General features: G+C 66.9%; 19 protein-coding genes and 2 tRNA genes. 17 read left to right on the forward strand and 4 right to left on the reverse strand.

Features of this window, described 5'->3' with window-relative positions:
- Positions 1-12 precede the first annotated feature (12 nt).
- Both flgM and DSX2_RS10420 read right to left on the reverse strand, forming a co-directional pair.
- The gene (flgM, locus tag DSX2_RS10415; protein ID WP_020880993.1) at positions 13-315 is read right to left on the reverse strand and encodes a flagellar biosynthesis anti-sigma factor FlgM; all 303 of its coding nucleotides are present in this window, start codon (positions 313-315) and stop codon (positions 13-15) included.
- Between the two features lie 118 nt (positions 316-433).
- Positions 434-862, reverse strand: a complete 429-nt coding sequence (locus tag DSX2_RS10420) for a DVU0524 family FlgM-associated protein (RefSeq protein WP_020880994.1) — start codon at positions 860-862, stop codon at positions 434-436.
- 133 nt (positions 863-995) lie between these two features.
- On the opposite strand from DSX2_RS10420, the gene DSX2_RS10425 reads away from it, so the two are divergent.
- The 7 genes from DSX2_RS10425 (at position 996) to mtnA (ending at position 9597) form a co-directional block, all read left to right on the forward strand.
- A complete protein-coding gene (locus DSX2_RS10425; protein WP_020880995.1) occupies positions 996-1850 on the forward strand; it encodes an NAD(+)/NADH kinase in 855 nt (284 codons plus the stop codon).
- Positions 1847-3643 (forward strand): ARMT1-like domain-containing protein, encoded by a 1797-nt coding sequence (locus DSX2_RS10430; protein WP_020880996.1) that lies wholly within the window; start codon positions 1847-1849, stop codon positions 3641-3643. The genes DSX2_RS10425 and DSX2_RS10430 overlap by 4 nt, the downstream gene beginning before the upstream one ends.
- Before the next feature lie 92 nt (positions 3644-3735).
- Complete coding sequence (locus DSX2_RS10435; protein ID WP_152512912.1) at positions 3736-4932, forward strand: MltA domain-containing protein; 1197 nt, start codon at positions 3736-3738, stop codon at positions 4930-4932.
- Positions 4933-4955: 23 nt separating this feature from the next.
- Complete coding sequence (locus DSX2_RS10440) at positions 4956-5609, forward strand: DUF4254 domain-containing protein (protein ID WP_020880998.1); 654 nt, start codon at positions 4956-4958, stop codon at positions 5607-5609.
- A 343-nt stretch (positions 5610-5952) separates the two neighbouring features.
- Positions 5953-7383, forward strand: coding sequence for an Asp-tRNA(Asn)/Glu-tRNA(Gln) amidotransferase subunit GatB (gene gatB, locus DSX2_RS10445; protein WP_020880999.1), 1431 nt, complete (start codon positions 5953-5955; stop codon positions 7381-7383).
- A gap of 29 nt (positions 7384-7412) precedes the next feature.
- Positions 7413-8525 (forward strand): NAD(P)/FAD-dependent oxidoreductase, encoded by a 1113-nt coding sequence (locus tag DSX2_RS10450; protein ID WP_020881000.1) that lies wholly within the window; start codon positions 7413-7415, stop codon positions 8523-8525.
- Between the two features lie 10 nt (positions 8526-8535).
- Positions 8536-9597, forward strand: coding sequence for an S-methyl-5-thioribose-1-phosphate isomerase (mtnA, locus tag DSX2_RS10455; protein WP_020881001.1), 1062 nt, complete (start codon positions 8536-8538; stop codon positions 9595-9597).
- A 99-nt stretch (positions 9598-9696) separates the two neighbouring features.
- Here the strand turns inward: mtnA and DSX2_RS10460 are convergent, their stop codons facing one another.
- The gene (locus tag DSX2_RS10460) at positions 9697-10308 is read right to left on the reverse strand and encodes an NAD(P)-dependent oxidoreductase (protein WP_020881002.1); all 612 of its coding nucleotides are present in this window, start codon (positions 10306-10308) and stop codon (positions 9697-9699) included.
- A 372-nt stretch (positions 10309-10680) separates the two neighbouring features.
- Here DSX2_RS10460 and DSX2_RS10465 point away from each other — a divergent pair.
- Both DSX2_RS10465 and DSX2_RS18325 read left to right on the forward strand, forming a co-directional pair.
- A tRNA-Ser gene (locus DSX2_RS10465) sits at positions 10681-10770 on the forward strand.
- Between the two features lie 197 nt (positions 10771-10967).
- Positions 10968-11750, forward strand: coding sequence for a hypothetical protein (locus DSX2_RS18325; protein WP_020881003.1), 783 nt, complete (start codon positions 10968-10970; stop codon positions 11748-11750).
- A 143-nt stretch (positions 11751-11893) separates the two neighbouring features.
- Here DSX2_RS18325 and DSX2_RS10470 read toward each other — a convergent pair whose 3' ends face one another.
- A complete protein-coding gene (locus tag DSX2_RS10470) occupies positions 11894-12481 on the reverse strand; it encodes a DJ-1/PfpI family protein (RefSeq protein WP_020881004.1) in 588 nt (195 codons plus the stop codon).
- A 420-nt stretch (positions 12482-12901) separates the two neighbouring features.
- Here DSX2_RS10470 and der point away from each other — a divergent pair, with 420 nt between their 5' ends.
- From der to qrcD, 8 genes are all read left to right on the forward strand, one after another.
- Positions 12902-14248 (forward strand): ribosome biogenesis GTPase Der, encoded by a 1347-nt coding sequence (gene der / locus DSX2_RS10475; RefSeq protein ID WP_020881005.1) that lies wholly within the window; start codon positions 12902-12904, stop codon positions 14246-14248.
- Positions 14249-14342: 94 nt separating this feature from the next.
- A tRNA-Ser gene (locus tag DSX2_RS10480) sits at positions 14343-14437 on the forward strand.
- A 273-nt stretch (positions 14438-14710) separates the two neighbouring features.
- Positions 14711-15289, forward strand: coding sequence for a dTDP-4-dehydrorhamnose 3,5-epimerase (gene rfbC / locus DSX2_RS10485; protein WP_020881006.1), 579 nt, complete (start codon positions 14711-14713; stop codon positions 15287-15289).
- A 3-nt stretch (positions 15290-15292) separates the two neighbouring features.
- Positions 15293-16723: a mannose-1-phosphate guanylyltransferase/mannose-6-phosphate isomerase gene (locus DSX2_RS10490; RefSeq protein ID WP_020881007.1), complete on the forward strand. Its 1431-nt coding sequence runs from the start codon at positions 15293-15295 to the stop codon at positions 16721-16723.
- A 427-nt stretch (positions 16724-17150) separates the two neighbouring features.
- Complete coding sequence (qrcA, locus tag DSX2_RS10495) at positions 17151-17711, forward strand: menaquinone reductase multiheme cytochrome c subunit QrcA (protein ID WP_020881008.1); 561 nt, start codon at positions 17151-17153, stop codon at positions 17709-17711.
- Between the two features lie 15 nt (positions 17712-17726).
- Complete coding sequence (gene qrcB, locus DSX2_RS10500; RefSeq protein ID WP_020881009.1) at positions 17727-19880, forward strand: menaquinone reductase molybdopterin-binding-like subunit QrcB; 2154 nt, start codon at positions 17727-17729, stop codon at positions 19878-19880.
- A gap of 17 nt (positions 19881-19897) precedes the next feature.
- Positions 19898-20689, forward strand: a complete 792-nt coding sequence (gene qrcC / locus DSX2_RS10505) for a menaquinone reductase iron-sulfur cluster-binding subunit QrcC (protein ID WP_020881010.1) — start codon at positions 19898-19900, stop codon at positions 20687-20689.
- Positions 20682-21938, forward strand: coding sequence for a menaquinone reductase integral membrane subunit QrcD (gene qrcD, locus DSX2_RS10510; protein ID WP_020881011.1), 1257 nt, complete (start codon positions 20682-20684; stop codon positions 21936-21938). Before qrcC ends, qrcD begins: the two co-directional genes overlap by 8 nt.
- Positions 21939-21991 lie beyond the last annotated feature (53 nt).

The following is a 21991-nucleotide window of genomic DNA, read 5'->3' on the forward strand; positions in this document are numbered from 1 at the left end:
TGAAAGGTCAGGCTAGGCGATAAGGCTCAGGTCCTCGCGGACGATGCCTTCCGCGATCTTCTTGTTGTCGGGCTGGTACGTGCCGTCCTTGATGCGGGCCTTGAGGTCCGCGATCTTCTCGGCGCGCACGTCCGGATCGGTGCCCGCGCTGCGCACGGCAAGGCTGCGCAGGGTGCCCTCGCTGGACAGGGAGACCTTGTCCCCGGTCGCAGAGTCGGACTTCTGGCCCTTGTCCGCAGCGTCGTTGCGCTCGGCCTTGTCGATCTTCTTGCTGTCGTACGGCGTTCCCGCGATCAGCAGATTCTTGATTTCCATAATCGCCTACCTCAATGGAGGAGATACACCGCTCCTCCCCCGTGCACAAGTGTCCTGACCTATTTATCGGTCCTGCATCGCCTTTTCTTTAGGGCCCTCCAGGGGAGCGCCGCGGTTCTCAGAGCATCGTCTCGTCCACGGCCCGGGTGGTGATCTCCCAGAGCGTGGCCAGGACCTCGTGCGTTTCCTCGGGCGAGAGCAGGACCGCTCCGTCTCCGTCGTTTTGCCGGAGAATTTGCAATTCCTGTTCCATGAAGGGGTACTCGAAGAGCAGCCTGCCGCCGACCCGCTTCTCGAGCTCTTCCTTGATGTGCTCGACGAGGGGATTCTCCACCCCGGTGACCACGAGGTTGTCGATGATCTCCCGGGCGACCTTCTCCACCAGGGCCTGGCGTCTGAGGTCCCGTGTCGCCGCATTGTTCCCGTCCGCACCGTCCCCGTCCGCGCCGTGCATCCGGCGCTGGAAGCGCGCCAGCCTGCGGGCGTTCACGAGCTGCTTGCCGTAGGTGCGCAGCATGGTGCGGATCTGGTACGGGTTGGTCAGCATTTAAAATCATCCCCTTTCGCCGTTCTTTTCGGTACCGGGAGTCGGAAACTTTAGATGGAAAGCTGACTTTTTTCGTGTCCCTCGGAAAAAAGCCGGGCTTGAATGATTCGCGCCTTTCTACTACCTATCGCCCATGTCGCCAGCCACGCGCCGCATCTGCCTGATCGTCCGAGACCGACCCGAAGCCCGCCGCCTCGCCGCCGAGATCACCACTTGGTGCGGGGAGCGGAGCGTCGCCGTCCAGACCTTGCCCCACGTCAGCTCCGGCTTCCTCTTTCCGAGGGACAGCCTGGAGTCGTCCGAGTTCGTCCTCGTGCTCGGCGGGGACGGGACCTTCATCTCCGTGGCCCGTTCCGCCCTGGGCAGCGGCGTGCCCCTGCTCGGCCTGAACATGGGCCGCGTCGGCTTCCTGGCCGAGGCGGACATGGCCTCCTGGCCCACGGCGCTCGACCGGGCGCTCTCCGGGGACGTGCGGCTCGAGGAGCGCATGGCCTTCTCCTACCGCGTGCTGCGCGGCGAAGGCATGGTCGCCGAGGGCCGGGCCATCAACGACGTGGTCGTCAGCCGCGGCCGCCTGGCCCGCCTGGTGCGCCTCTCCCTGGCCTACGGCGGCGAGCACGTGAGCCGGCTGCGCGCGGACGGGCTCATCATCTCCACGCCCACGGGCTCCACGGCCTATTCCGTGTCCGCGGGCGGTCCGCTCGTCCACCCCTCGGTGCAGAGCTTCTGCGTCACGCCCATCTGCCCCTTCCGCAACTATTTCCGCACCCTGGTCCTGCCCACGGAGCGCCCGCTGGTCGTGGAGAACGACGACGGCGCCTGCGAGGTCTACCTGACCGTGGACGGCCAGGACTCGCTGCAGCTCCGCCCCGGCGACCGGCTCGAGGTCCGGCGGGCGGAGCAGGGCATGCTCCTGCTCAGGCTCGACCGCCACGGCTACTTCCAGTCGCTGCAGGACAAGGGCTTCCTTACGGAGCTGACCACGTGAGGGACTTCTCGCTCGTCACGAGCCCCGAGGAGCTGCGCTTCGGCGTGGGACCGGAGCTCGACGCCTGGCTGCTGCATTTCCTGACCGAGAACTCCCTGGTCCACGCCACGGATCCGGAGAAGAACGCCACGCCCGAGCAGCTGCGTTTCATGATCCCCCTCGGGGAGGACCAGATCTTCGCGCCCTGCTCGGACCACATGCTGCGCCTGCTGCTCAACAACTCCCTGGACCCGGGGCTGCGCGCCGAGTACTGCGCGCGCTGGCGCCGCCTGGTGGGGCTCACGCGGGAGTTCCTGCCCGACCGCGACGACAGGCGGCGCGTCCTGGACCTCTGCCGCCACAAGCTGCGCATGGTCCTGGCCTCGCCGATCATCATCCCGTCGCGGCTGCAGAAGCGCTTCATGACCATGTTCATGGCCGTGAGCGGACTTTCCGACCCCTACCGCGAGAAGCGGCGCCGGGCCAACGAGCGCGCCTGGCACGCGCTGAAGCACGAGGGCGTGGACCGCTTCATCACCGAGTGCCCGGAGACGCTCCAGGCCTGCCGCCACATGGACGACGTGCGCCACGAGCTGGACATGCGCGAGCTCGAGCGCCTCTTCCATCTGGCGACCTACTCCGACCTGTGGCTCCCCGAGGCCGTGAAGGACGGTGCGAAGGACGGTGCGAAGGATGGTGCGAAAGACGGGCGGCCCGATCTGGACGCCCTGCGCGCCGAGTGCCGCGCCGACACCGCCTGCATCGACATCCTGCGCCGCGCCTTCGGCCGCGACGTGGGCCGGGACCAGAAGATCCTCTACCTGCCGGAGCGCAGCGGGGGCCTGATCTTCGACCTGCTGCTCGTGCGCGCCCTGGTGCGCCAGGGCCACCGCGTGATCATGGCCTTCAAGGACGGCTTCAATTTCCACGCCCCGGTCTTCTGGGACTGGGACCACGACTCCGTGCTCGCCGGACAGCTGCGCGAGGCGACCTTCATCGCCGAGCCGCGCATGAGCAAGAACGACCTCCTGCGCGCCCAGCGCGAGAACCGCTTCATCGTCATCTCCGACGGCACGCGCGAGGAGCTGAACCTCTACCGCGCCTCGGTGACCTTCGCCCGGGCCTGGAAGGAGTCGGATCTCGTCATCGCCAAGGGCGCCTCCAACAAGCGCCGCCTGGCCATGACCCACCACAGCTTCACGCGCGACGTGATCTGCTTCTGGCGCGACCCGGACGGCAGCTTCCAGATGGTCCACCGCCAAAAGCCAGAGTCCGTGCGCAAGTTCAACGAGGCCGGGCTCTCCGCCCTGTCCGGCAGCATCATCGCGTCGCTTCGGCGGGCCAAGTCCCAGGGCAAGAGCGTGATGTTCTACTCGGCCATCGTCGGCTCCATCCCCGGCCAGGTGAAGACCGCCCTCAAGGTGCTCGAGACCTTCGTCGGCTACCTGCGCGACCGCCTGGACCAGACCTTCGTCATCAACCCCGGCGAGCACTTCGTCGAGGGCATGGACGCGGACGACCTGATGTACATGTGGGAGCAGGTGCAGCGCTCGGGCCTCATAGACGTCTGGCGCTTCCAGACCGTGGAGGACATCGAGAAGAGCTTCGAGCTCATGGGCCAGAAGGTGCCCAACTCCTGGACCGGCAAGGACTCCACCTTCTCCACCGGCTGCACCAAGGAGATGCGCATCGCGCTCGAGGTGCAGAAGAGCCATCCCGAGATGCAGATCATAGGCCCCGCGCCCGAGAAGTTCTTCCGCCGCCAGGAATACGGCGTGGGCAAGTTCTTCGACGCCACCATCGCGGCCCAGTGAGGTACGCCATGTCTTCGCTTTCGCGACCCCTTTCCCCGTCCGTTCCCCGGTCCTTCCGCGCTCGCCTGCGCGCCTGCCTCGCGGGGGCGGCCATGCTCCTGCTCGCGGCCTGCGCGGCCAAGGCGCCCGTGGCCCCGACCCCGCCGCCCCCGACCTCGGCCGCGCCGGGCTTCACCCGCGTGGGCCCGGCCGAGGCCCTGGCCCTGGCGGACCGCCTCGACCCCGCGACCCAGCGCCTGGGCTCGTGGAACGACATGGCCGGAGCGCTCTCCCAGAGCCTGGCCTACCTCGACGCCAAGCCGTCGGGCGCTCTGGCCCTGGACACGCCCGGGCTGCAGCTGACCTGGGGCCAGCTCGACATGACGGCGCGTCGGCTGCTGGCGGACCTGCCCCGGCTCGACGCCGACCCCTCCATCCTCGCCCGCGACTACGTCTGGCTGCGCGTGGGGCCCGACCCCCTGCTCACCGGCTACTACGCGCCGCTGCTGGACGCGAGCCTGACGAAGAAGCCCGGCTACGACTGGCCGCTCTACGGCCTGCCGCACGACCTGCAGACCATCGACCTGGGGCAGTTCCAGCCGCGCTGGACCGGGCAGAAGATCGTCTACCGGGTGGAGAACGGCCGCATCAAGCCGTACTACGACCGCCGCCAGATCGACCTGGGCAAGGCCCTTGCGGGCAGGCACCTCGAGATCGCCTGGACGCGCGACCCGTGGGACATCTACGTGCTGCAGGTGCAGGGCTCGGGCTACCTGAAGCTTCCGGACGGCCGCGTCCAGCCCGTGCTCTACGCGGGCAAGAACGGGCGGCAGTTCATCTCCTCGGAGAAGCTCATGCTCCAGCGCGGCCTCCTGGACAGGGCCGAGATCGACCGCGAGGGCATCCGCGCCGCCCTGGACCGCATGGGGCCGGAGAAGATCGACATCCTGGCCGAGAACCCGAGCTACGTCTTCTTCCGCCTCTCGGACAGCCCGCCCGTGGGCACCATCGGCCGTCCCCTGACCGGGCTCGTGTCCATGGCCACGGACCCGGGGCTTTTGCCGCTCGGCTCCATCATCCCCTTTTCCGCCGACCTGCCCGGCGGCTCGGCCGACGCGCCCTGGACCTCGGTGCACGGCATCGGCCTGGCCCAGGACACGGGCGGCCTCATCAAGGGCAGCCACATCGACTACTATTGCGGCGCGGGCCAGGATCGCGAGTGGATGGCCTTCCACATGAAGAAGCCCGCCCAGGCCTTTTTGCTGCTGCACCGCGACGCCCTGGCCCTGGCGCCGGGCGGCGCGCAGTGAGCGCGAACGAACACGGAGAGACGATGACCCTTGACGAAATCACCGGCCTCGTTGCCGCCTGCGCCCAGGCGCAGCTCGACCTGACCGACCTCTGGCACGAGCGCGAGCCCGCCGCGGACTACGACCCCATCGCCCTGGACGAGGCGGGGCAGGGCGGCGCGCCCTCGCTGCCCGCCGTGGCCGCGGCCGAGCACCTGGCCAACTTCCGCCTCTGGCACGTGGAGGACGAGGCCCGGCGGCGCGACGTGGGGCCGGAGGTCATCGCCGACTGCAAGCGCCGCATCGACGGCCTGAACCAGCGCCGCAACGACCTCATCGAGCGCGTGGACGCCGCGCTCATCGCCGCCATGCAGGACGTCCTGCCCGCAAACGCGCCCGCGCGCCACAACACCGAGAGCGCGGGCATGGCGCTGGACCGGCTGTCCATCCTGGCGCTCAAGGTCTTCCACATGAAGGAGCAGACCGAGCGCCTGGACGCGGGCGAGGAGCACCGCAGGGCCTGCGTCGCCAAGCTCGCCGTGCTGCGCGAGCAGCGCACCGACCTCCTGGCCGCGCTCACCGACCTCCTGGCCGACTACGCCGCGGGCAGGAAGCGCCCCAAGGTCTACTTCCAGTTCAAGATGTACAACGACCCCGCCCTGAACCCGGCGCTGTACGGAAAGGGCGCGAAGGCCTGATCCGGTAGGACACGAGGGCGGCGGGCCGGGACGGCCGAGCCGCGGCCCGCAGCCCCGCCTCCTGCCGCGCCTTGCCTTCCGGCGGGGCCGGGCTCTCCGGCCTTGTCTGTCCGGCCCTCCCGGGCTATAGTCCCCAATTGCGCCAGGATGTCCGCAGTTTGTCGGGCTCCCGCCACGGTCCTTCGCGCGTGCCGCGTCAGGACGCGCCGCGCGGGCCGGACGGAAATCCGGCTCCGCCGCCGGGGGGCGGCGTGAGCGAGCCGAAAACCACGTTTTCCGGCGAGCGGCCCTCCGCACGATACGGTCTTGCGCATCGTGCGGACATCACACAAGAGAGGAAAGCATGGCAGAATACGAAGCCGTCATCGGGCTCGAGGTCCACGCCCAGCTCACGACCAACACCAAGCTCTTCTGCGGCTGCTCCACGCATTTCGGGGACGAGCCCAACGCCAACGTCTGCCCGGTCTGCGCCGCCATGCCCGGCGTGCTGCCGGTGATGAACGACCGCGCCCTGGAATACGCCTGCAAGATGGCCATGGCCGTGGACGCGCGGATCAACATGACCAGTATCTTCGCGCGCAAGAACTATTTCTATCCCGACCTGCCCAAGGGCTACCAGATCAGCCAGTACGAGCAGCCCCTGTGCGAGCACGGCCGCATCGACATCGAGGCGGGCGGCGGGACCAAGACCATCGGCATCACGCGCATCCACATGGAGGAGGACGCGGGCAAGAACATCCACTCGAGCGTGGAGAACAAGAGCTTCGTGGACCTCAACCGCTGCGGCGTGCCGCTCATCGAGATCGTCTCCGAGCCGGACCTGCGCTCCTCGGAAGAAGCCGTGGCCTACCTGAAGGAGCTGCGCTCCATCCTCGTCTACCTCGGCATCTGCGACGGCAACATGGAGGAGGGGTCGTTCCGCTGCGACGCCAACGTCTCCGTGCGCAGGAAGGGGGCCACCGCCTTCGGCACCCGCGCCGAGATCAAGAACGTCAACTCGTTCCGCAACGTGCAGCGCGCCATCGACTACGAGATCGGCCGCCACATCGACTGCATCGAGGACGGCGAGGCCATCGTGCAGGAGACGCGCCTCTTTGACGCGAACAAGGGCGTGACCCAGTCCATGCGCGGCAAGGAAGAGGCCCACGACTACCGCTATTTCCCCGATCCGGACCTCGTGCCCGTGCAGCTCGAGCCCTCCTGGGTGGAGCGCTGGCGCGGCGAGCTTCCGGAGCTGCCCGCCGCCCGCCGCGCGCGCTTCGCCTCGCAGTACGGCCTGCCCGAGAAGGACGCGGCCGTGCTGACCTCCGAGCGCGACGTGGCCGACTACTTCGAGGCCGCCGTGGGCGCCTACGCCGAGCCCAAGAAGATCGCCAACTGGATCATGAGCGAGCTTCTGCGCGAGCTGAAGGACTGCGACACGAGCCTTGCGGGCTGCAAACTGACGCCAAAGGGGCTGGCCACGCTCGTGCGCCTCGTGGACAGCGGGGCCATCAGTGGCAAGATCGGCAAGCAGATCTTCGGCGACCTCTTCGCCAGCGGCGAGGACCCGGAGGCCTACGTCAAGGCCAAGGGGCTCTCGCAGATCTCCGATTCCGGCGAGCTCGACGCCGTGGTCGACGCGGTCGTGGCCGAGCATCCGGCCGAGGCCGAGCGCTACCGCGCGGGCGAGAAGAAGCTGACGGGCTTCTTCGTGGGCCAGATCATGAAGAAGACCAAGGGGCAGGCGAATCCGAAGCTGGTCAACGAGTTGTTGGCCAGGAAGCTCGGTTGACCCCCCTCGTGCTCGAAGGAGTGGAGTAAATGAGCATCCTCGACGTCGCCATCATCGGCGGCGGCCCCGGCGGCCTGGCCTGCGCTCGCCGCGCCATGCTGAAGGGCCTGTCCTGCGTGGTCCTGGAAAAGGGCCGTCACATCCTGCAGGGCATCCGCGACACCTACCCCAAGGGCAAGTCCGTGTACCCCACGGTGCCCAAGGGCGCGGAAGACGACTACATCATTTCCGAACTGCGCCCCGAGGGCGAGAAGGAAGACCTCGAGAGCTACCTTTGCCGCATCGAGGCCTTCGTGGCCGAGGCGGGCATCCCGGTGCGCCTGGGCGAGGAGTTCCTCTCCCTGGCCAAGGACCGGGACGGCTTCACGGTGACCACGAGCCACGGCACCGTCCAGGCGCGCAACGTGGTCCTGGCCTTCGGCAGCAACATCCCGGTGGAGCTCGGCGTGTACGGCGAGGCCAAGACCGTGGCCAGAAGCCTCGAGAACCCCGAGGACTTCCTGGGCACGCCCTCCCTCGTGCTCGGCGGCGGCAGCACCGCGGCGGACATCGTGGCCGTGCTTTCGCGCTTCAAGCGCGACCGCGGCGACGAGACCCCGGTCTACTGGGGGCACCGCCGCACCACCATGCGCGTGCAGAAGGACGTGGCCCGCGACATGGGCGAGGAGATCCTGCTCGGCGGGAACATCAAGATCCTGCACAACGCCGTGCCCAAGCTCGGCGAGGTGGACGAGGAGGGCATCGAGCGGCTGGTCATCCAGACCCAGCGCATGGCCCTGGACGGCGGCGTCTACCTGCTGCAGAGCCTGTCCTTCCCCATGAAGAACGTCATCGCCTGCATCGGCTCGCAGGGCCCGGCCCCGGTCTTCCGCAAGCTCGGCCTGCAGATGATCACCTGCACCGAGGGCATCTGCAAGATCGGCAAGGAGGGCTCGGAGCTCATCCTCCTCAACCACTCCCTGGAGACGAGCGCGAAGGGCGTCTACGCCATCGGCGGCGCGGTCAGCCCGGTGTACATGGGCGTGCCCGAGGAGGGGACCATCACCGAGCAGCGCCATCCCAACATCATCTACGTGGCGGTGCGCGACGGCGTGGCCGTGGCCGACGAGATCGCCGTCGAGTGCGCCGCCTGCAAGGAATAAGGAGTATCCGGTGCTGAACACCCACATCCGCTACGAGCCCGAGGCCGACGCCCTCATGCTCCTGGACCAGCGCTACCTGCCGCGCCGCGAGGAGTGGTACGAGGTGCGCGACCTCGCGACCACGGTCTATGCGCTCCAGGAGATGGTCATCCGCGGCGCCCCGGCCATCGGCGTGACCGCGGCCTACGGCTGCTACTTCTGCGCCCGCGAGACGCAGCGTACGGAAGGCACCGGCGAGGGCTGGGAGGCGGCGCTTCGCGACCGGCTGGAGACGCTGAAGAACGCCCGGCCCACTGCCGTGAACCTGCGCTGGGCCGTGGAGGAGCTCACGAAGATGTGGGAGGAGCGGCCCGGCATCGGCCTGCCCGCCCTGGCCACCATCTGGCTCGACCGCGCCCGCGCCATGCAGCGCGAGGACGAGGAGATCAACAAGGCCATGGGCGCGCACGGCGCGAACCTGCTGAAGGACGGCGACCGCGTCATGACCCACTGCAACGCGGGCGCTCTGGCCACCGCGGGCTGGGGCACGGCCGTGGGCGTCATCTACTCCGCAGTGGAGCAGGGCAAGAAGATAACCGTGGTCGCCAACGAGACGCGCCCCTTCCTGCAGGGCGCGCGGCTCACGGCCTACGAGCTGCACAAGTGCGGCGTGGACGTGACCGTGGCCTGCGACAACGCCTGCGCCCTGCTCATGAAGAAGGGGCTGGTGGACAAGGTCATCGTGGGTGCGGACCGCATCGCGGCCAACGGCGACGCGGCCAACAAGATCGGCACCTACGGCGTGGCGCTCCTGGCCAAGGCCCACGGCATCCCGTTCTACGTGGCCGCCCCGTCCTCCACCTTCGACCTGCGCTGCCCCACGGGCGAGGAGATCCCCATCGAGGAGCGCACCCCGCGCGAGGTCACCCACCCCACGGGCGAATCGGCCATCACCCCGGAGGGCGTGAAGGTCTACAACTTCGCCTTCGACGTCACCCCGGCCGAGCTCATCGCCGGGATCATCACCGAGAAGGGCGTGCTCACCCCGCCCTACACCGAGTCCATCGCGAAGATCATCGGCGGCAAGCGCTAGCCGCACGCCGCCTTCCGCCTCCCCCCGCGCGGCCCGTTCCCGGGCCCGCGCGGCGGGGCGGGCGTCCTCGTCCTTCCCGCACCGTGCCCCATCCGTGCCTCAGCGGGCGACCGTGAAGCGCTGCTTCACGTGGCGCGGGTGCTCCAGCTCGTCCAGCGCGGCGATGGCGTAGTCCTCCATGGATATGCGGCTCCTGCCCGTGTCGTCGGTCAGGAGCTGGTCGCCGCCGGTGCGGTAGGTCCCGGTGCGCTCGCCGGGCGCGAACTCGGCCGGGGGGGAGAGAAAGGTCCAGTCCAGGTCGTCCACCGTGCGCAGCGCGTCGAGGAATTCCTTTCCCGGCACGGCTTCGGCCAGAAACTCTGCCGGAAAGCTCGGCTCGTCGACCACGAGGCGGCCCGGAACCACCTCCAGGCTGCCCGCGCCGCCCACCACGAACAGCCGGGTGATGCCCGCCGAGCGCACGGCCTCGAGAAGCGGTTCGGCCGTGAGGACGGCGAAGTTGGCCGCGCTGACCACCGCGTCGTGGCCCGCCAGCTGCATGGCCAGCTCCGCCGAGTCCCTGGCGTCGGCCACGACCAGCCGCACCCCCTCGGGCGCCTTGGCGGCATGGGGATGGCGGACGATGCCGGTCACCTGATGGCCGCGCGAAAGCGCCTCGGCCGCGATGCGCGAGCCGACCCTGCCTGTCGCTCCGATGATGGCTATCTTCATGATCGTTCCTCCTTGCGGTCTGTGCTTCGCCGTATGGCGTCGCCCGGCATGCGTCGCTGCGGAGAGCCGGGCGGACTCGCCCAGGGGCTTCCGGACGGTACGCACCCTTCACCGTACACCAGAAGGACGCAAAGGGGGAGGAGGAGGCGGGGCAGGCGGGGAAAAAGTGCAGTGAAGAGCAGCGGAAATCGCGGAGGCAGGGCACCACGACGCGGGCATAAGCGGGCGGAATGCCACGCTGCCCCGTTCCCCATCCCGCCGCGCCCCTTGATGTTTTCCGCGTCTTCGTCTAGCTCAGCTACCAGCGTCGCGGCCACCCGCGACGCGGCTCACCGCGCGGCGTCCCGCCGCGCACCCGCCATTCACGGGCACGGAGGGATGGCAGAGTGGTTTATTGCGGCGGTCTTGAAAACCGCTGACGGGGCAACCCGTCCGGGGGTTCAAATCCCTCTCCCTCCGCCAGCTGAATGTGCCTGCTAAATATCATCCTTTATTGATTCGTTAAGATAGGCTATCGCTTCTTGAAGCTTTTAGCTTTTAAAGGCGAACTCCCTGGAGTCGGCCACTCGAGAATTTTTTCTGACCGGCCGATCGCAATAGCCGTCAAATGGCCACTGTTTCTACCCATGCCACATTTTTTCGAAAGGAAGAACTAACCAATGAATAGCAATGACAGGCCTATTAGATTGGGTAGCCATTGGAGTGCCGTCGGGGTACCAGCCGGGAGCAAGGAAGAGTTTAAGAATTTCATATGCCATATTCTCGACAAAGTTCACTCGACTCGAATGGTGAACGAATCATGCAAAGATTATATTTATAATTCATCAAAATACCTTGAGATTTGCTGTGTTATTGACAGCGCGTCAAAATTTTCAAGTGCTGTTCCTTCTTTACGATTTGATGCTTTCCATGGAAAAAAGATGCATATGAAACTTGAGAGAATCAATGAATGGGATGGAGGTTATGAAGCAAATCTGGCGTGTACATTTTATGGCGCGAGTGTATGTTTTTTCGATACGGCATATAGATATAACAAGCATAAATATGTAGTTGGAATGGAATATGATTTTTTAATCGGTGCCATAGCTTACAAAGTAGAAAAAAGTAAGCAGGAATTGAAATTCAAAGATGATCATGGACGACAGATTAATATGGGGAAAGGTTTCGCGGCATTTCTACCCTTTCGAAAAGATGTGAAGGACGATCCGGAATACACTATCCTCGGACCGGTGCTAGCGTATGAACCCTCGGAAGAAGGGCAATCCGCCTTCAACAGGTTCCAAGTGGTGGCTTGCCGCCCGCCGATCCCGGAAACGGATGAATCCGCGGAACTGACTCTTGATGTCTTTGCCCTGGACAAGGCACTTGCGGACGAGCGGCCAGAAAAAGAGGATTCCCTTTTTGCAATCGCCTGGTTGCAGGGAAAATTGGCGGATGTCTAGACCCGTTGTTATGGTCAGTGGGCAAGCGAATGGTGATTGACGAAGCTTGAGGCCGGTGAAGCCGAGGGCTGCTTGCCATATGTAAAAAGGCCGTCCTTTTGGGACGGCCTTCATATTTTTTCACTGTTTTTTCGTTCTCTATTCTACGGCTTCACCGTGGAGCCCAGCACCTCGAGGAACTTGCGCATCCATTCCGGGTGGGCGGGCCAGGCCGGGGCGGTGACGAGGTTGCCGTCGACCACCGCGTTGCTGAAGGTCTCGTTGGGCGCGACGTAGGTGCCGCCGGTCATCTCCACGTCCGGGCCGACCGCCGGGTAGGCCATGCAGGTGCAGCCCTTGGTCACGCCCGCGGCCGCGAGGATGAGCGGGCCGTGGCAGATGGCGGCGATGGGCTTCTTGGCCGCGGCCATCTCCTTCACGATCTCGATGACGCGCGGATTCAGCCGGATGTACTCCGGCGCGCGGCCGCCCGGGATGACCAGGGCGTCGTAGTCCGCGGCCCGCACCTTGTCGAAGTCCTGGTTCAGGCCGAAGAAGTGGCCCGGTTTCTCGCTGTAGGTCTGGTAGCCGTCGAAGTCGTGGATCGCGGTGATGACCTTGTCGCCCGCCTTCTTGTCCGGGCAGACCGCGTGCACCGTGTGCCCGACCATGAGCAGCATCTGGTAGGGCACCATGACCTCGTAGTCCTCCACGAAGTCGCCCACGAGCATGAGGATCTTCTTGACCGCCATGTGTTTCGTCTCCTTTCCGTCTTTGGGGGTAGGGGGATGAGAATGAACACCGTTCACGCATAGCATACTCCGCGCGGCGAAATGAAGTCCAGGGGTCGGGGCGGACGGGGCGGGGCTTCCGGGAGAGGTACATTTCCTGCGTTCCCGCGCGCCGGGGTGCTCATCCACGGCCCTGCGCGCACCCCCGCCCACGCGCAGGCCGCCATTTGACGGGAGTCCCGGCTTCGCATACTCCATGGGAACCCGGGAAAAACGGGCCGCCCGGGGCTTGCGGCCGCGCCCGTCCGAGGATAGGGTGCCGCCTCCCGCGCGGGCGGGAAAAGGCCGCCGCGGTCCGCGAGGACGGGCCCCGGCGGCGGTTCGCCGCCCCCCAACATCCATGCGCCCGGCCAGGGCGCGCAAAGGCCAGAGAACACCAGAATGCCGATCGTCATCGCCGTCGTGGGCCGCCCCAACGTGGGCAAGTCCACGCTCTTCAACCGCCTTGTCCGCCGCAACGCGGCCATCACCCACGACCGCGCCGGGGTCACCCGCGACCGCATCTACGGCGAGACCGTGCTCGACGAGCGCCGCGTGGCCCTGGTGGACACCGGCGGCCTGGAGATGGAGTTCACGGGCACCGATCCCATCTCCGAGGGCATCATGGCCCAGGCGCGCGAGGCCGTGGCCGAGGCCGCGGCCATGCTCATGGTCGTGGACGGCCGCGAGGGGCTGGCGCCGCTGGACGAACGCGTGGCCGCGACGCTGCGCAAGTCCGGCAAACCCGTGCTCCTGGCCGTGAACAAGGTGGACGGGCCGGAGCTCGAGGCGTCGCTGACGGCCGAGTTCCACGCCCTGGGCTTCCCCATGGTCGCGGTGTCCGGGGCCCACGGCTTCGGCCTGGAGGACCTGCGCGGGCAGATAGGCAGCGTGCTGCTGGACGCCGTGCCCGAGCCCGAGGACAGCGCTCCCGGCGTGGAGCGCGGGCTTCGCATCGCGCTGCTGGGCAAGCCCAACGCGGGCAAGTCGAGCATCATCAACGCCCTGCTCGGCGAGGCCCGGCTCATCGTCAGCGCCGAGGCCGGGACCACGCGCGACGCCGTGGACGTGGTCATCGAGCGCAAGGACAAGCGCTACACCTTCGTGGACACCGCGGGCGTGCGCCGCCGCACCAAGATTTCCGATTCGCTGGAGCGCTACTCGGTCATGCGCGCCCTGACCTCGGCCAAGCGCGCCGACGTGGCCGTGCTGGTCATCGACGCGGGCGAGGGCGTGAGCGTGCAGGACAAGAAGCTCCTGTCCTACATCGACAAGGAGAAGACGCCCTTCCTGGTCGTGGTCAACAAGATAGACCTCTTCAAGGACGACGCGCGCAAGAAGCTGAAGCGCGCGCTGGAGGAGGAGCTGCGCATGGTGGACCACGCGCCGCTGCTCTACACCAGCACCCTCTCCCGCGAGGGGCTGGGCAAGATCCTCCCCACGGTGGAGAAGATCAAGGCCGACTGCGACGTGCGCGTGCCCACGGGCGAGCTGAACCGCGCCATGCGCGAGGCGCTCACGCGCCACCAGCCGCCCCAGGTCAACTACCGCCGCGCCAAGTTCTACTACCTGACACAGGTGGAGACCAACCCGCCCACCTTCGTCTTCTTCGTCAACAACCCCGAGCTGGTGAAGGACTCCTACAAGAAGTACCTGGAGAAGACCCTGCGCAAGCTCTTCGACATCCCCTTCGCGCCCATCCGCATCCACTACCGCGCGAGCCGCGACAGCGAGCAGAAGTGGGGCTAGCGCGCATGCCGCGCCGCGGCCATTTGCGCTTGACAGGGGAGTTCGGGCAATTTAGGTAGTTTGTCCCCGCGCGGCATCGTCGCGCGGGCTCTGCGGAGAGGTGGCCGAGCTTGGCCGAAGGCGCACGCCTGCTAAGCGTGTATAGGGGCAAAACCTCTATCGTGGGTTCAAATCCCATCCTCTCCGCCATAGAAATCCCGAGGGGCCGCTTGCGGCCCCTTTTTTTGCGCCCGATACCCGGTTCCAGGGCGTCGGCTTTCCGACTCCGCCCGCCGCCGCCACGGGCCTGGCACGGCTCCGACACGGCTCCGCCGCGCCGCCGACCCGCCCGGGAAGCCGCACCAGGCGCCCGTCCGCGTTGACGAAGCCCCGTGGCTCGTCTATTGCATCGTCGGATGCCGCGGCGGACAGGCCGGACTGACCCGCGCCGCCGCAGACTCTCGCCGATTGCAAGGAGCGCCAATGGACATCTCCCAGACGGCCCTCGGGGGGCTGCTCTGCCTGCGCCCGAAGGTCTTTGCCGACGCGCGCGGCTTCTTTCTCGAATCCTACAACCGCGACGCCTTCCGCGAGGCGGGCATCACCTGCGAGTTCGTGCAGGACAACCACGCCTACAGCAAGGACAAGGGCGTGCTCAGGGGGCTTCACTTCCAGGCGCCGCCCAGCGCCCAGTCCAAGCTCGTCTGGGTCACGCGCGGCGCGGTCTTCGACGTCGCGGTCGACCTGCGCAGCGACTCCCCGACCTACGGCAGGTGGGAGGGCTTCACGCTCTCGGCCGAGAACTTCACGCGCCTCTTCATTCCGCGCGGCTTCGCGCACGGCTACGTGACCCTCACCCCGGACACCGAGTTCATGTACAAGGTGGACGCGGTCTACGATCCGAAGAGCGAGGGCGGCATCCGCTGGGACGACCCCGACCTGGCCATCGACTGGCCGGTGGAGGACCCCATGCTTTCGGACAAGGACAGGCGGCAGCCGGACTTCGCTTCCTTCAGGTCTCCTTTCAACTGCGAGAACACAACCAAGCCACAAGGCAGGTAGACGATGCAGGACAGCGCCGCGACTTCCCCAAAGGCCTGCGAAGGGCACCACGCAATCATCCTCGCGGGCGGCTCGGGCACCCGCCTGTGGCCCGTATCGCGCACCCTGCTGCCCAAGCAGCTCATGCCGCTCGGCGGCGAGAAGAGCCTTCTGCAGCAGACCGTGCTGCGCGCGCTCACCGTCTTTACGCCCGGCCACATCTGGGTGGTGACCAACGAGGAGCACGTCTTCGAGGTCCGCGCGCAGCTGCGCGAGATCGACCCCGCGCTGACCGCCCAGGCCCTGGCCGAGCCGGTCGGCCGCAACACCCTGCCCGCCATCCTGCTCGGCCTCGAGCGCGTCGTCGCCCAGGACGAGCGGGCCTGCGTCGCGGTCTTCCCCTCGGACCACATGATCAGGAACGACGAGGGCTGGCGCGCGAGCATGGAGCGGGCGCTCGAACTGGCAGCAAGCGACTGGTTCGTGACCTTCGGCGTGGAGCCGACCAAGCCCGAGACCGGCTACGGCTACATCCGCCACGGCCGCGAGCTCGGCGACGGCGCCTTCGAGGTCGCGGCCTTCGCGGAGAAGCCGGGCATCAAGGCGGCCCAGGCCTTCGTGGATTCCGGGGAATACTTCTGGAACAGCGGCATGTTCGTCTTCTCCGCCGAGCGCTTCCTGGGCGCCGTGGCCGACTTCCAGCCCGAGCTCGACGCCTGGTGGCGGACGCGCGGCGAGGCCCCCCTGACCCAGGGCTACGGCAAGCTGCCGGACATCTCCGTGGACTACGGCATCGCCGAGAAGATCGCCAAGCAGGCCGTGGTCAAGGCGGCCTTCGACTGGGACGACCTGGGCAACTGGGAGGCCATCTACCGCCTGGACCCCAAGGACTCCTGCGGCAACGCCGTGGAGGGCGACGTGCTGGCGCTCGGCTGCGAGGGCAACCTCTTGCTCTCGCGCGGCGGCAAGCTGGCCGCCGTGGGGCTGCGCAACATGATCGTCGTCCAGACCCGCGACGCCACCCTCATCTGCCCCAAGGACGAGGTCCAGCGCGTCAAGGACGTGGTCGGCCTGCTCAAGGCCCAGGGCAGCCCCCTGGTGGAGGCCCACGTCACGGTCAACCGCCCCTGGGGCAGCTACACCGTGCTGGAGGAGGGCAGCGGCTACAAGGTCAAGCGCATCATGGTCCATCCCGGCGCGCGCCTGTCGCAGCAGATGCACCACCACCGCTCCGAGCACTGGATCGTGATCAAGGGCACGGCCGTGGCCGAGGTGGACGACACGGAACACCTGCTCACGGAGAACCAGTCCATCGACATCCCCAAGGGCGGACGCCATCGCCTCTTCAATCCGGGCAAGCTGCCGCTCGAGATCATCGAGGTGCAGAGCGGCCCCTACCTCGAGGAGGACGACATCGTCCGCTTCGACGACATCTACGGGCGGATCCGCTCCTAGGCGCGAGGGCGGCCGGAGCATCAACAGACCGCAGGGAACCGCATCCGCGGCCGCAGGCTGACGCCTCGGCCGCACGCGAAGACGGCCGCCGGGCAGGATTCTGCCTCGCGGCCGTCACTTTTTTCACCTTCTCTCCGCCGTTCCGGCCCTCCCGGCGCCGCTCGCCGCCGTCCCGATCAGGGCCCGCGTCCCCCCAAGCCGTCTTGTTCTGTTTTTCCCAAGGCCGCTATCATCCCTGTGTCATTAGGTAATGCTGGCCTGTATAACCTGGTTGAATTATCAGTCAAAAACCTTGTGCGCGTAGCCGCTTCAAGTGTGTGAAAAAATTCCTAAAGCCTTGACAGGACGCCACCTATCTGCGATGAAGTCCGCTGTTTGCAGCATAAGCTGGCTCTCATCGATTTCCAAAACTTCATGGGGCGTGTGTATGGAGCGGAAAAGTGGCTTTGACACCGGAGCGCTGGCGTTTCTCTTTTTGGGCCTGCTCTTCGGTCTCGGGTTCGGCTGGTTCGTCTTTCCGCAGCTGCTCTACAGCGAGGTAAGACAACCCATTCCTTTCAACCACAAGACGCACATCGAGAACGCCGGCATGTCCTGCGAGGACTGCCACAAGTTCCGCGATGACGGCTCGTTTGCCGGGTACCCGGACACCGCGCAGTGCGGCGAGTGCCATGCCGACACCACCGGCGGCGACACTCCGGGCGAAAAGGCCATCGACAAGCTGGTGACCGAGTACGTCCAGCCCGGCAAGGAAGTGGAGTGGCAGACCTACCAGTACCAGCCGGACAACGTCTTTTTCACCCACAGCGCGCACCAGGCCTTCGAGTGCACGCAGTGCCATCCCGACATTGGCAACTCCGCCACGGCCCCGGTCCTCTACCGTGACCGGCTGACCGGCTACAGCAAGACGACGATGAAAATGGACCGCTGCGAGCGCTGCCACGCCGAGAACGGTGTCAGCAACGCCTGCTACGTGTGCCACAAGTAAAGGGGTGGGAGAGATATGAGTCTGACACGCAGAGGATTTCTCTTCGTCCTGGGCGCCGGCGCCGGCGTGACTCTGAGCCCGGTGCTGTGGAAGCTCACGGACGATGTCGCCATCTGGTCCCAGAACTGGCCCTGGATCCCCCGCCTGCAGTACGGCGCGCTCGCCAAGAAGCCCGGCCTCTCCAAGGCCTTCGCCGGCGGCTCGCCCCTCGAGGTGCTGACCGTGGCCGGACGCCCGGTCGAGGCCCAGGGACACGCCGACAATCCGCTCTCTCAGGGATCGCTGCCCGCCGTGGCCGCGCCCGAGGTGCAGATGCTCTACAAGGCGGCCCGCGTGACCGGGCCGATGAAGAAGACGGGCGAGGGCAAGTACGAGCCCATGGCCTGGGAGGACGCCGAGGCGCTCCTGGCCGAGAAGCTGAAGGAAGCCGGTCCGGCCACGGCCATGATCACCGGCGACGTGACCGGCACTTCGTCCGAGGTCTTCTCGGCCCTGCTGCGCGGCCTCGGCTCGACCGACCTCTACACCATGCCGAGCGAGCAGCAGAGCGCCGGCCGGGCCTGGCGCTCGGTCATGGGCGGCAAGGGCACGCCCGGCTACGACATCGAGAACAGCGACTGCATCCTGGCCCTCGGCCCGGATCTGCTCGAATCCTTCGGCACCCCGGTGCGCAACGCCAAGGCCTTCAGCCGCACGCGTCCCACCGGCGAGAAGCCGGGCGCGACGTGGATCTACTGCGGTCCGCAGCGCACCCGCACGGCCAGCGTCTCCGACATCTACGTGCCGGTGCCTCCGGGCGGCGAGGCGACCTTCGCCCTCGGCCTGGCCAATGCCCTGATCGCCGCAGGCGCCTCGAGCGGCGCGGCCGACTTCGCCGAGTTCAAGTCCCTGGTCGCGGCCTACACCCCGGCCAAGGTCCAGGATATGATCGGCGTCGCGCCCGAGACCATGAAGAAGGTCGTGGACGCGCTCAAGGCCGCCCGCAGGCCCCTGGTGGTGCCCGGCTCGGCCATCGCCCAGGGCGGCTCGCAGGCCGCCTTCGTGGCCGGAATGGCGCTGAACCTGCTGCTCGGCAACGTCGGCAGGCCCGGCGGCGTGCGGCCCCTGCCCGCGCTGCCCGCGGTGGTCTCCGGCGCCACGGCGCGCGACGAGGTCTTCGGCAAGGACGTGGTGGCCTGGCTCTCCGGAGTCGCTTCCGGCGCCAAGCCCGCGCCCAAGCTGCTCATGGTCTACGAGGCCGACCCCCGCTACGCGCTGCCGTCCACGGCGGCCATGAACGCGGCCCTGGACAAGGCCGGCTTCACCGTGAGCTTCTCGCCCTTCATGGACGAGACCTCCTCCAAGGCCGACCTCATCCTGCCCAACCCGCTCTGCCTGGAGCGTTACGACGACCTGCAGACCCCTTACGGCTCGGGCTTCGCCTCCTACACCCTGGGCACCCCGGTGACCAAGCCGGTGGCCAACGGCAAGGCGACCTGCGACGTGCTCCTGGGCGCCGCCGGAAAGCTCGGCATGAACCTCGGCTTCTCCTCCTTCGAGTCGGTGCTCGAGGCCAAGATGCAGGCCGTGGAAGGCTCCGGCGGCTTCATCGCCGGTCAGACCCAGCCCTGGCAGGCCATCGCCCAGGGCGCCTCGCCCACGGCCGGTGCCGTGGCCGACGGGCTCAAGAAGGGCAAGGCCTGGGTCAGCGTGCGCACGGTGGAGCAGGGCGGCCTGTCCATGGGCGCCTCGCTGCTCGCCAAGGCGGCCGCCTTCAAGGCCCCGGGGAGCGACTTCCCCCTGCTGCTGGCGCCGCTCTACCAGCTCAACGTGGGCACCACGCACATGGCCATTCCCGACTACAACCTGCCGACCATCCGCGAGGACGAGCTCAAGGGCAAGTGCATGTTCGTCTTCCTGAACGGCAAGACCGCAAAGGCCGCGGGCCTCTCGCAGGGCGATACGGTCACGGTCTCGAGCGCCGCCGGCTCCGTGAAGGGCCTCGTCGGCATCGACGAGTCCGTCATGCCCGGCGTGGTCGCCGCCCCCATGGGCTTCGGCCACACCTCCTGGGACGCGCACTCGAGCGGCAAGGGCGACAACCTGAACAAGGTTTTTGCGGTCAGCGACGAGCCCGGCGCCGGTCTGCCCACCTGGGCGGCCGTCGCGGTCAAGATAGCTAAAGGCTAAGCCAAAGGACGCCGTATATGTCTGAACATAAGAACTTCAGAATCCGGTGGGGAATGGCCATCGACCTGGACAAGTGCACGGGCTGCGGCGCGTGCGTGGTCTCCTGCCAGGTCGAGAACAACAACGCCCCGCTCGTCGACGCCTCCGACAAGGAGCGCATCGTCAACTGGCTGACCGTCTACCGCCTCGAGAACGGCAAGTCGTTCCCCGACGCCGAGGTGGCCTACCTTCCCCGGCCCTGCATGCAGTGCGGCAACCCCTCCTGCGTGCCGGTCTGCCCGGTCGTGGCCACGGACAAGAACGAGGAAGGCGGCATCGTCAGCCAGATCTACCCCCGCTGCATCGGCTGCCGGTACTGCATGGCGGCCTGCCCCTACCACGTCCGCGTGTTCAACTGGTTCGATCCGGTCTGGCCCAAGGGCATGGAGAAGACGCTGACCCCGTTCACCTCCACGCGTCCCCGCGGCGTGGTCGAGAAGTGCAACTTCTGCCACCAGCGCTGGGACATGGCCAAGGAGAAGGCGCGCAAGGACGGCACCGATCCCATGGATCTGCCCGAGGGCGCGTACGTCCCGGCCTGCGTCGAGACCTGCCCCACCGGCGCGCTGGTCTTCGGCGACCTGAACAACAAGGACCACAAGGTCAGCCAGCTGGCTCACGGGCCGCATGCCCGCAGGCTGCTCGAGCGCCTCGGCGGCGATCCCCAGGTCTACTACATCAGCCGCCGCGACTGGGTGCTGGATCTGCTCGACAACCATCTGGCCGGGGAAGCCGGCCACGGCAAGGCCGAAGGAGGGCACCATGGCTAAGCCCATCGACTCCGCGCTCTTTCCCGGCGACTTCCCGCGCTGCAGCCTGCTGAAGTTCCTCATCTGGCTGAGCTTCTGGGGAGTTCTGTTCCTGGCCGGCATCTACGCGGCCTACGTCGTGTTCGCCAACGGCCTGGGCATGACCGGCCTGACGAACTACTTCGCCTTCGGCCTGTACATCACCTTCGACCTGGCGGTCATCGCCCTGGGCGCGGGTGCGTTCTTCAGCGGCCTTCTGCGCTACATCCTGAACATGGACGAGCTGAAGAACATCATCAACCTGGCGGTCATCGGCGGCTTCTTCTGCTACTCCGGCGCCATGCTCATCCTGACCATGGAGCTCGGGCAGCCGCTGCGCGCCTGGTTCGGCTTCTGGCACCCCAACGTCCACTCCATGCTCACGGAAGTCATCTTCTGCATCAGCTGCTACCTCCTGGTCCTGACCATCGAGTACGTGCCGCTGATCATGGAGCAGAAGCACCTGAACAAGGTTCCCTTCCTGCACAACTTCGCCCACAACATGCACATCTTCATGCCGCTGTTCGCGGGCATCGGCGCCTTCCTGTCCACCTTCCACCAGGGCTCCCTGGGCGGCATGTACGGCGTCATGTTCGCGCGGCCCTTCGTCTTCCGCGAAGGCTTCTTCATCTGGCCGTGGACCTTCTTCCTCTTCGTCATGTCCGCGGCCGCCGTGGGTCCGTGCTTCACGACCCTGATCTGCAAGTGCATCGAGCTCGCCTCGGGCCGCCAGATGACCACGTGGAAGGTCAAGCAGCTCATGGGCAAGATCTCGGGCACCATGCTCTCGCTGTACCTGTTCTTCAAGCTCATCGACACCTACAACTGGGCCGTGAACCTGCTGCCCACCCTGGGCGAGACCTACGAGCAGATGTTCCACGGCCTGGTCTACGGGCAGTGGCTCTTCTGGCTGGAGCTCGGCGTGTGCGGCGTGATCCCGGCGGTCATCCTGCTCATGAAGCCCCTGCGCAACAACCACACGCTCTTCTGGACGGCCTGCATCCTGGCCTGCGTGGGCATCTCGCTCAACCGCTACACCGTCACGGTGCAGGGCCTGGCCGCCCCGGTCATGCCCTTCGACGTCTGGCGCGTGTACACCCCGCGTTGGACCGAGATCCTGCCCTCGATCATGGTCCTCGCCTACGGCGTGATCATCGTCTCCCTCTCCTATCGGTACCTCCCGGTCTTCCCGCAGGAGAAGGAGCTGAACCAGGCGCCTGCCGAAGGCTAGCGCGCCCGTCCATCCATGCCTCGTCCTTTGGAAAGGCCCGCCTCGGCGGGCCT

It is taken from the genome of Desulfovibrio sp. X2 (assembly GCF_000422205.1).
Lineage (GTDB): Bacteria > Desulfobacterota > Desulfovibrionia > Desulfovibrionales > Desulfovibrionaceae > Alkalidesulfovibrio.

Coding starts and splice junctions, on each gene's coding strand:
- gatB (WP_020880999.1), top strand. CDS start 5,953: ATGGCAGAATACGAAGCCGTCATCGGGCTCGAGGTCCACGCCCAGCTC.
- DSX2_RS10450 (WP_020881000.1), top strand. CDS start 7,413: ATGAGCATCCTCGACGTCGCCATCATCGGCGGCGGCCCCGGCGGCCTG.
- der (WP_020881005.1), top strand. CDS start 12,902: ATGCCGATCGTCATCGCCGTCGTGGGCCGCCCCAACGTGGGCAAGTCC.
- qrcA (WP_020881008.1), top strand. CDS start 17,151: ATGGAGCGGAAAAGTGGCTTTGACACCGGAGCGCTGGCGTTTCTCTTT.
- rfbC (WP_020881006.1), top strand. CDS start 14,711: ATGGACATCTCCCAGACGGCCCTCGGGGGGCTGCTCTGCCTGCGCCCG.
- DSX2_RS10435 (WP_152512912.1), top strand. CDS start 3,736: ATGCTCCTGCTCGCGGCCTGCGCGGCCAAGGCGCCCGTGGCCCCGACC.
- DSX2_RS18325 (WP_020881003.1), top strand. CDS start 10,968: ATGAATAGCAATGACAGGCCTATTAGATTGGGTAGCCATTGGAGTGCC.
- DSX2_RS10420 (WP_020880994.1), bottom strand. CDS start 862: ATGCTGACCAACCCGTACCAGATCCGCACCATGCTGCGCACCTACGGC.
- DSX2_RS10490 (WP_020881007.1), top strand. CDS start 15,293: ATGCAGGACAGCGCCGCGACTTCCCCAAAGGCCTGCGAAGGGCACCAC.
- DSX2_RS10425 (WP_020880995.1), top strand. CDS start 996: ATGTCGCCAGCCACGCGCCGCATCTGCCTGATCGTCCGAGACCGACCC.
- DSX2_RS10440 (WP_020880998.1), top strand. CDS start 4,956: ATGACCCTTGACGAAATCACCGGCCTCGTTGCCGCCTGCGCCCAGGCG.
- flgM (WP_020880993.1), bottom strand. CDS start 315: ATGGAAATCAAGAATCTGCTGATCGCGGGAACGCCGTACGACAGCAAG.
- qrcD (WP_020881011.1), top strand. CDS start 20,682: ATGGCTAAGCCCATCGACTCCGCGCTCTTTCCCGGCGACTTCCCGCGC.
- qrcC (WP_020881010.1), top strand. CDS start 19,898: ATGTCTGAACATAAGAACTTCAGAATCCGGTGGGGAATGGCCATCGAC.
- DSX2_RS10470 (WP_020881004.1), bottom strand. CDS start 12,481: ATGGCGGTCAAGAAGATCCTCATGCTCGTGGGCGACTTCGTGGAGGAC.
- qrcB (WP_020881009.1), top strand. CDS start 17,727: ATGAGTCTGACACGCAGAGGATTTCTCTTCGTCCTGGGCGCCGGCGCC.
- DSX2_RS10460 (WP_020881002.1), bottom strand. CDS start 10,308: ATGAAGATAGCCATCATCGGAGCGACAGGCAGGGTCGGCTCGCGCATC.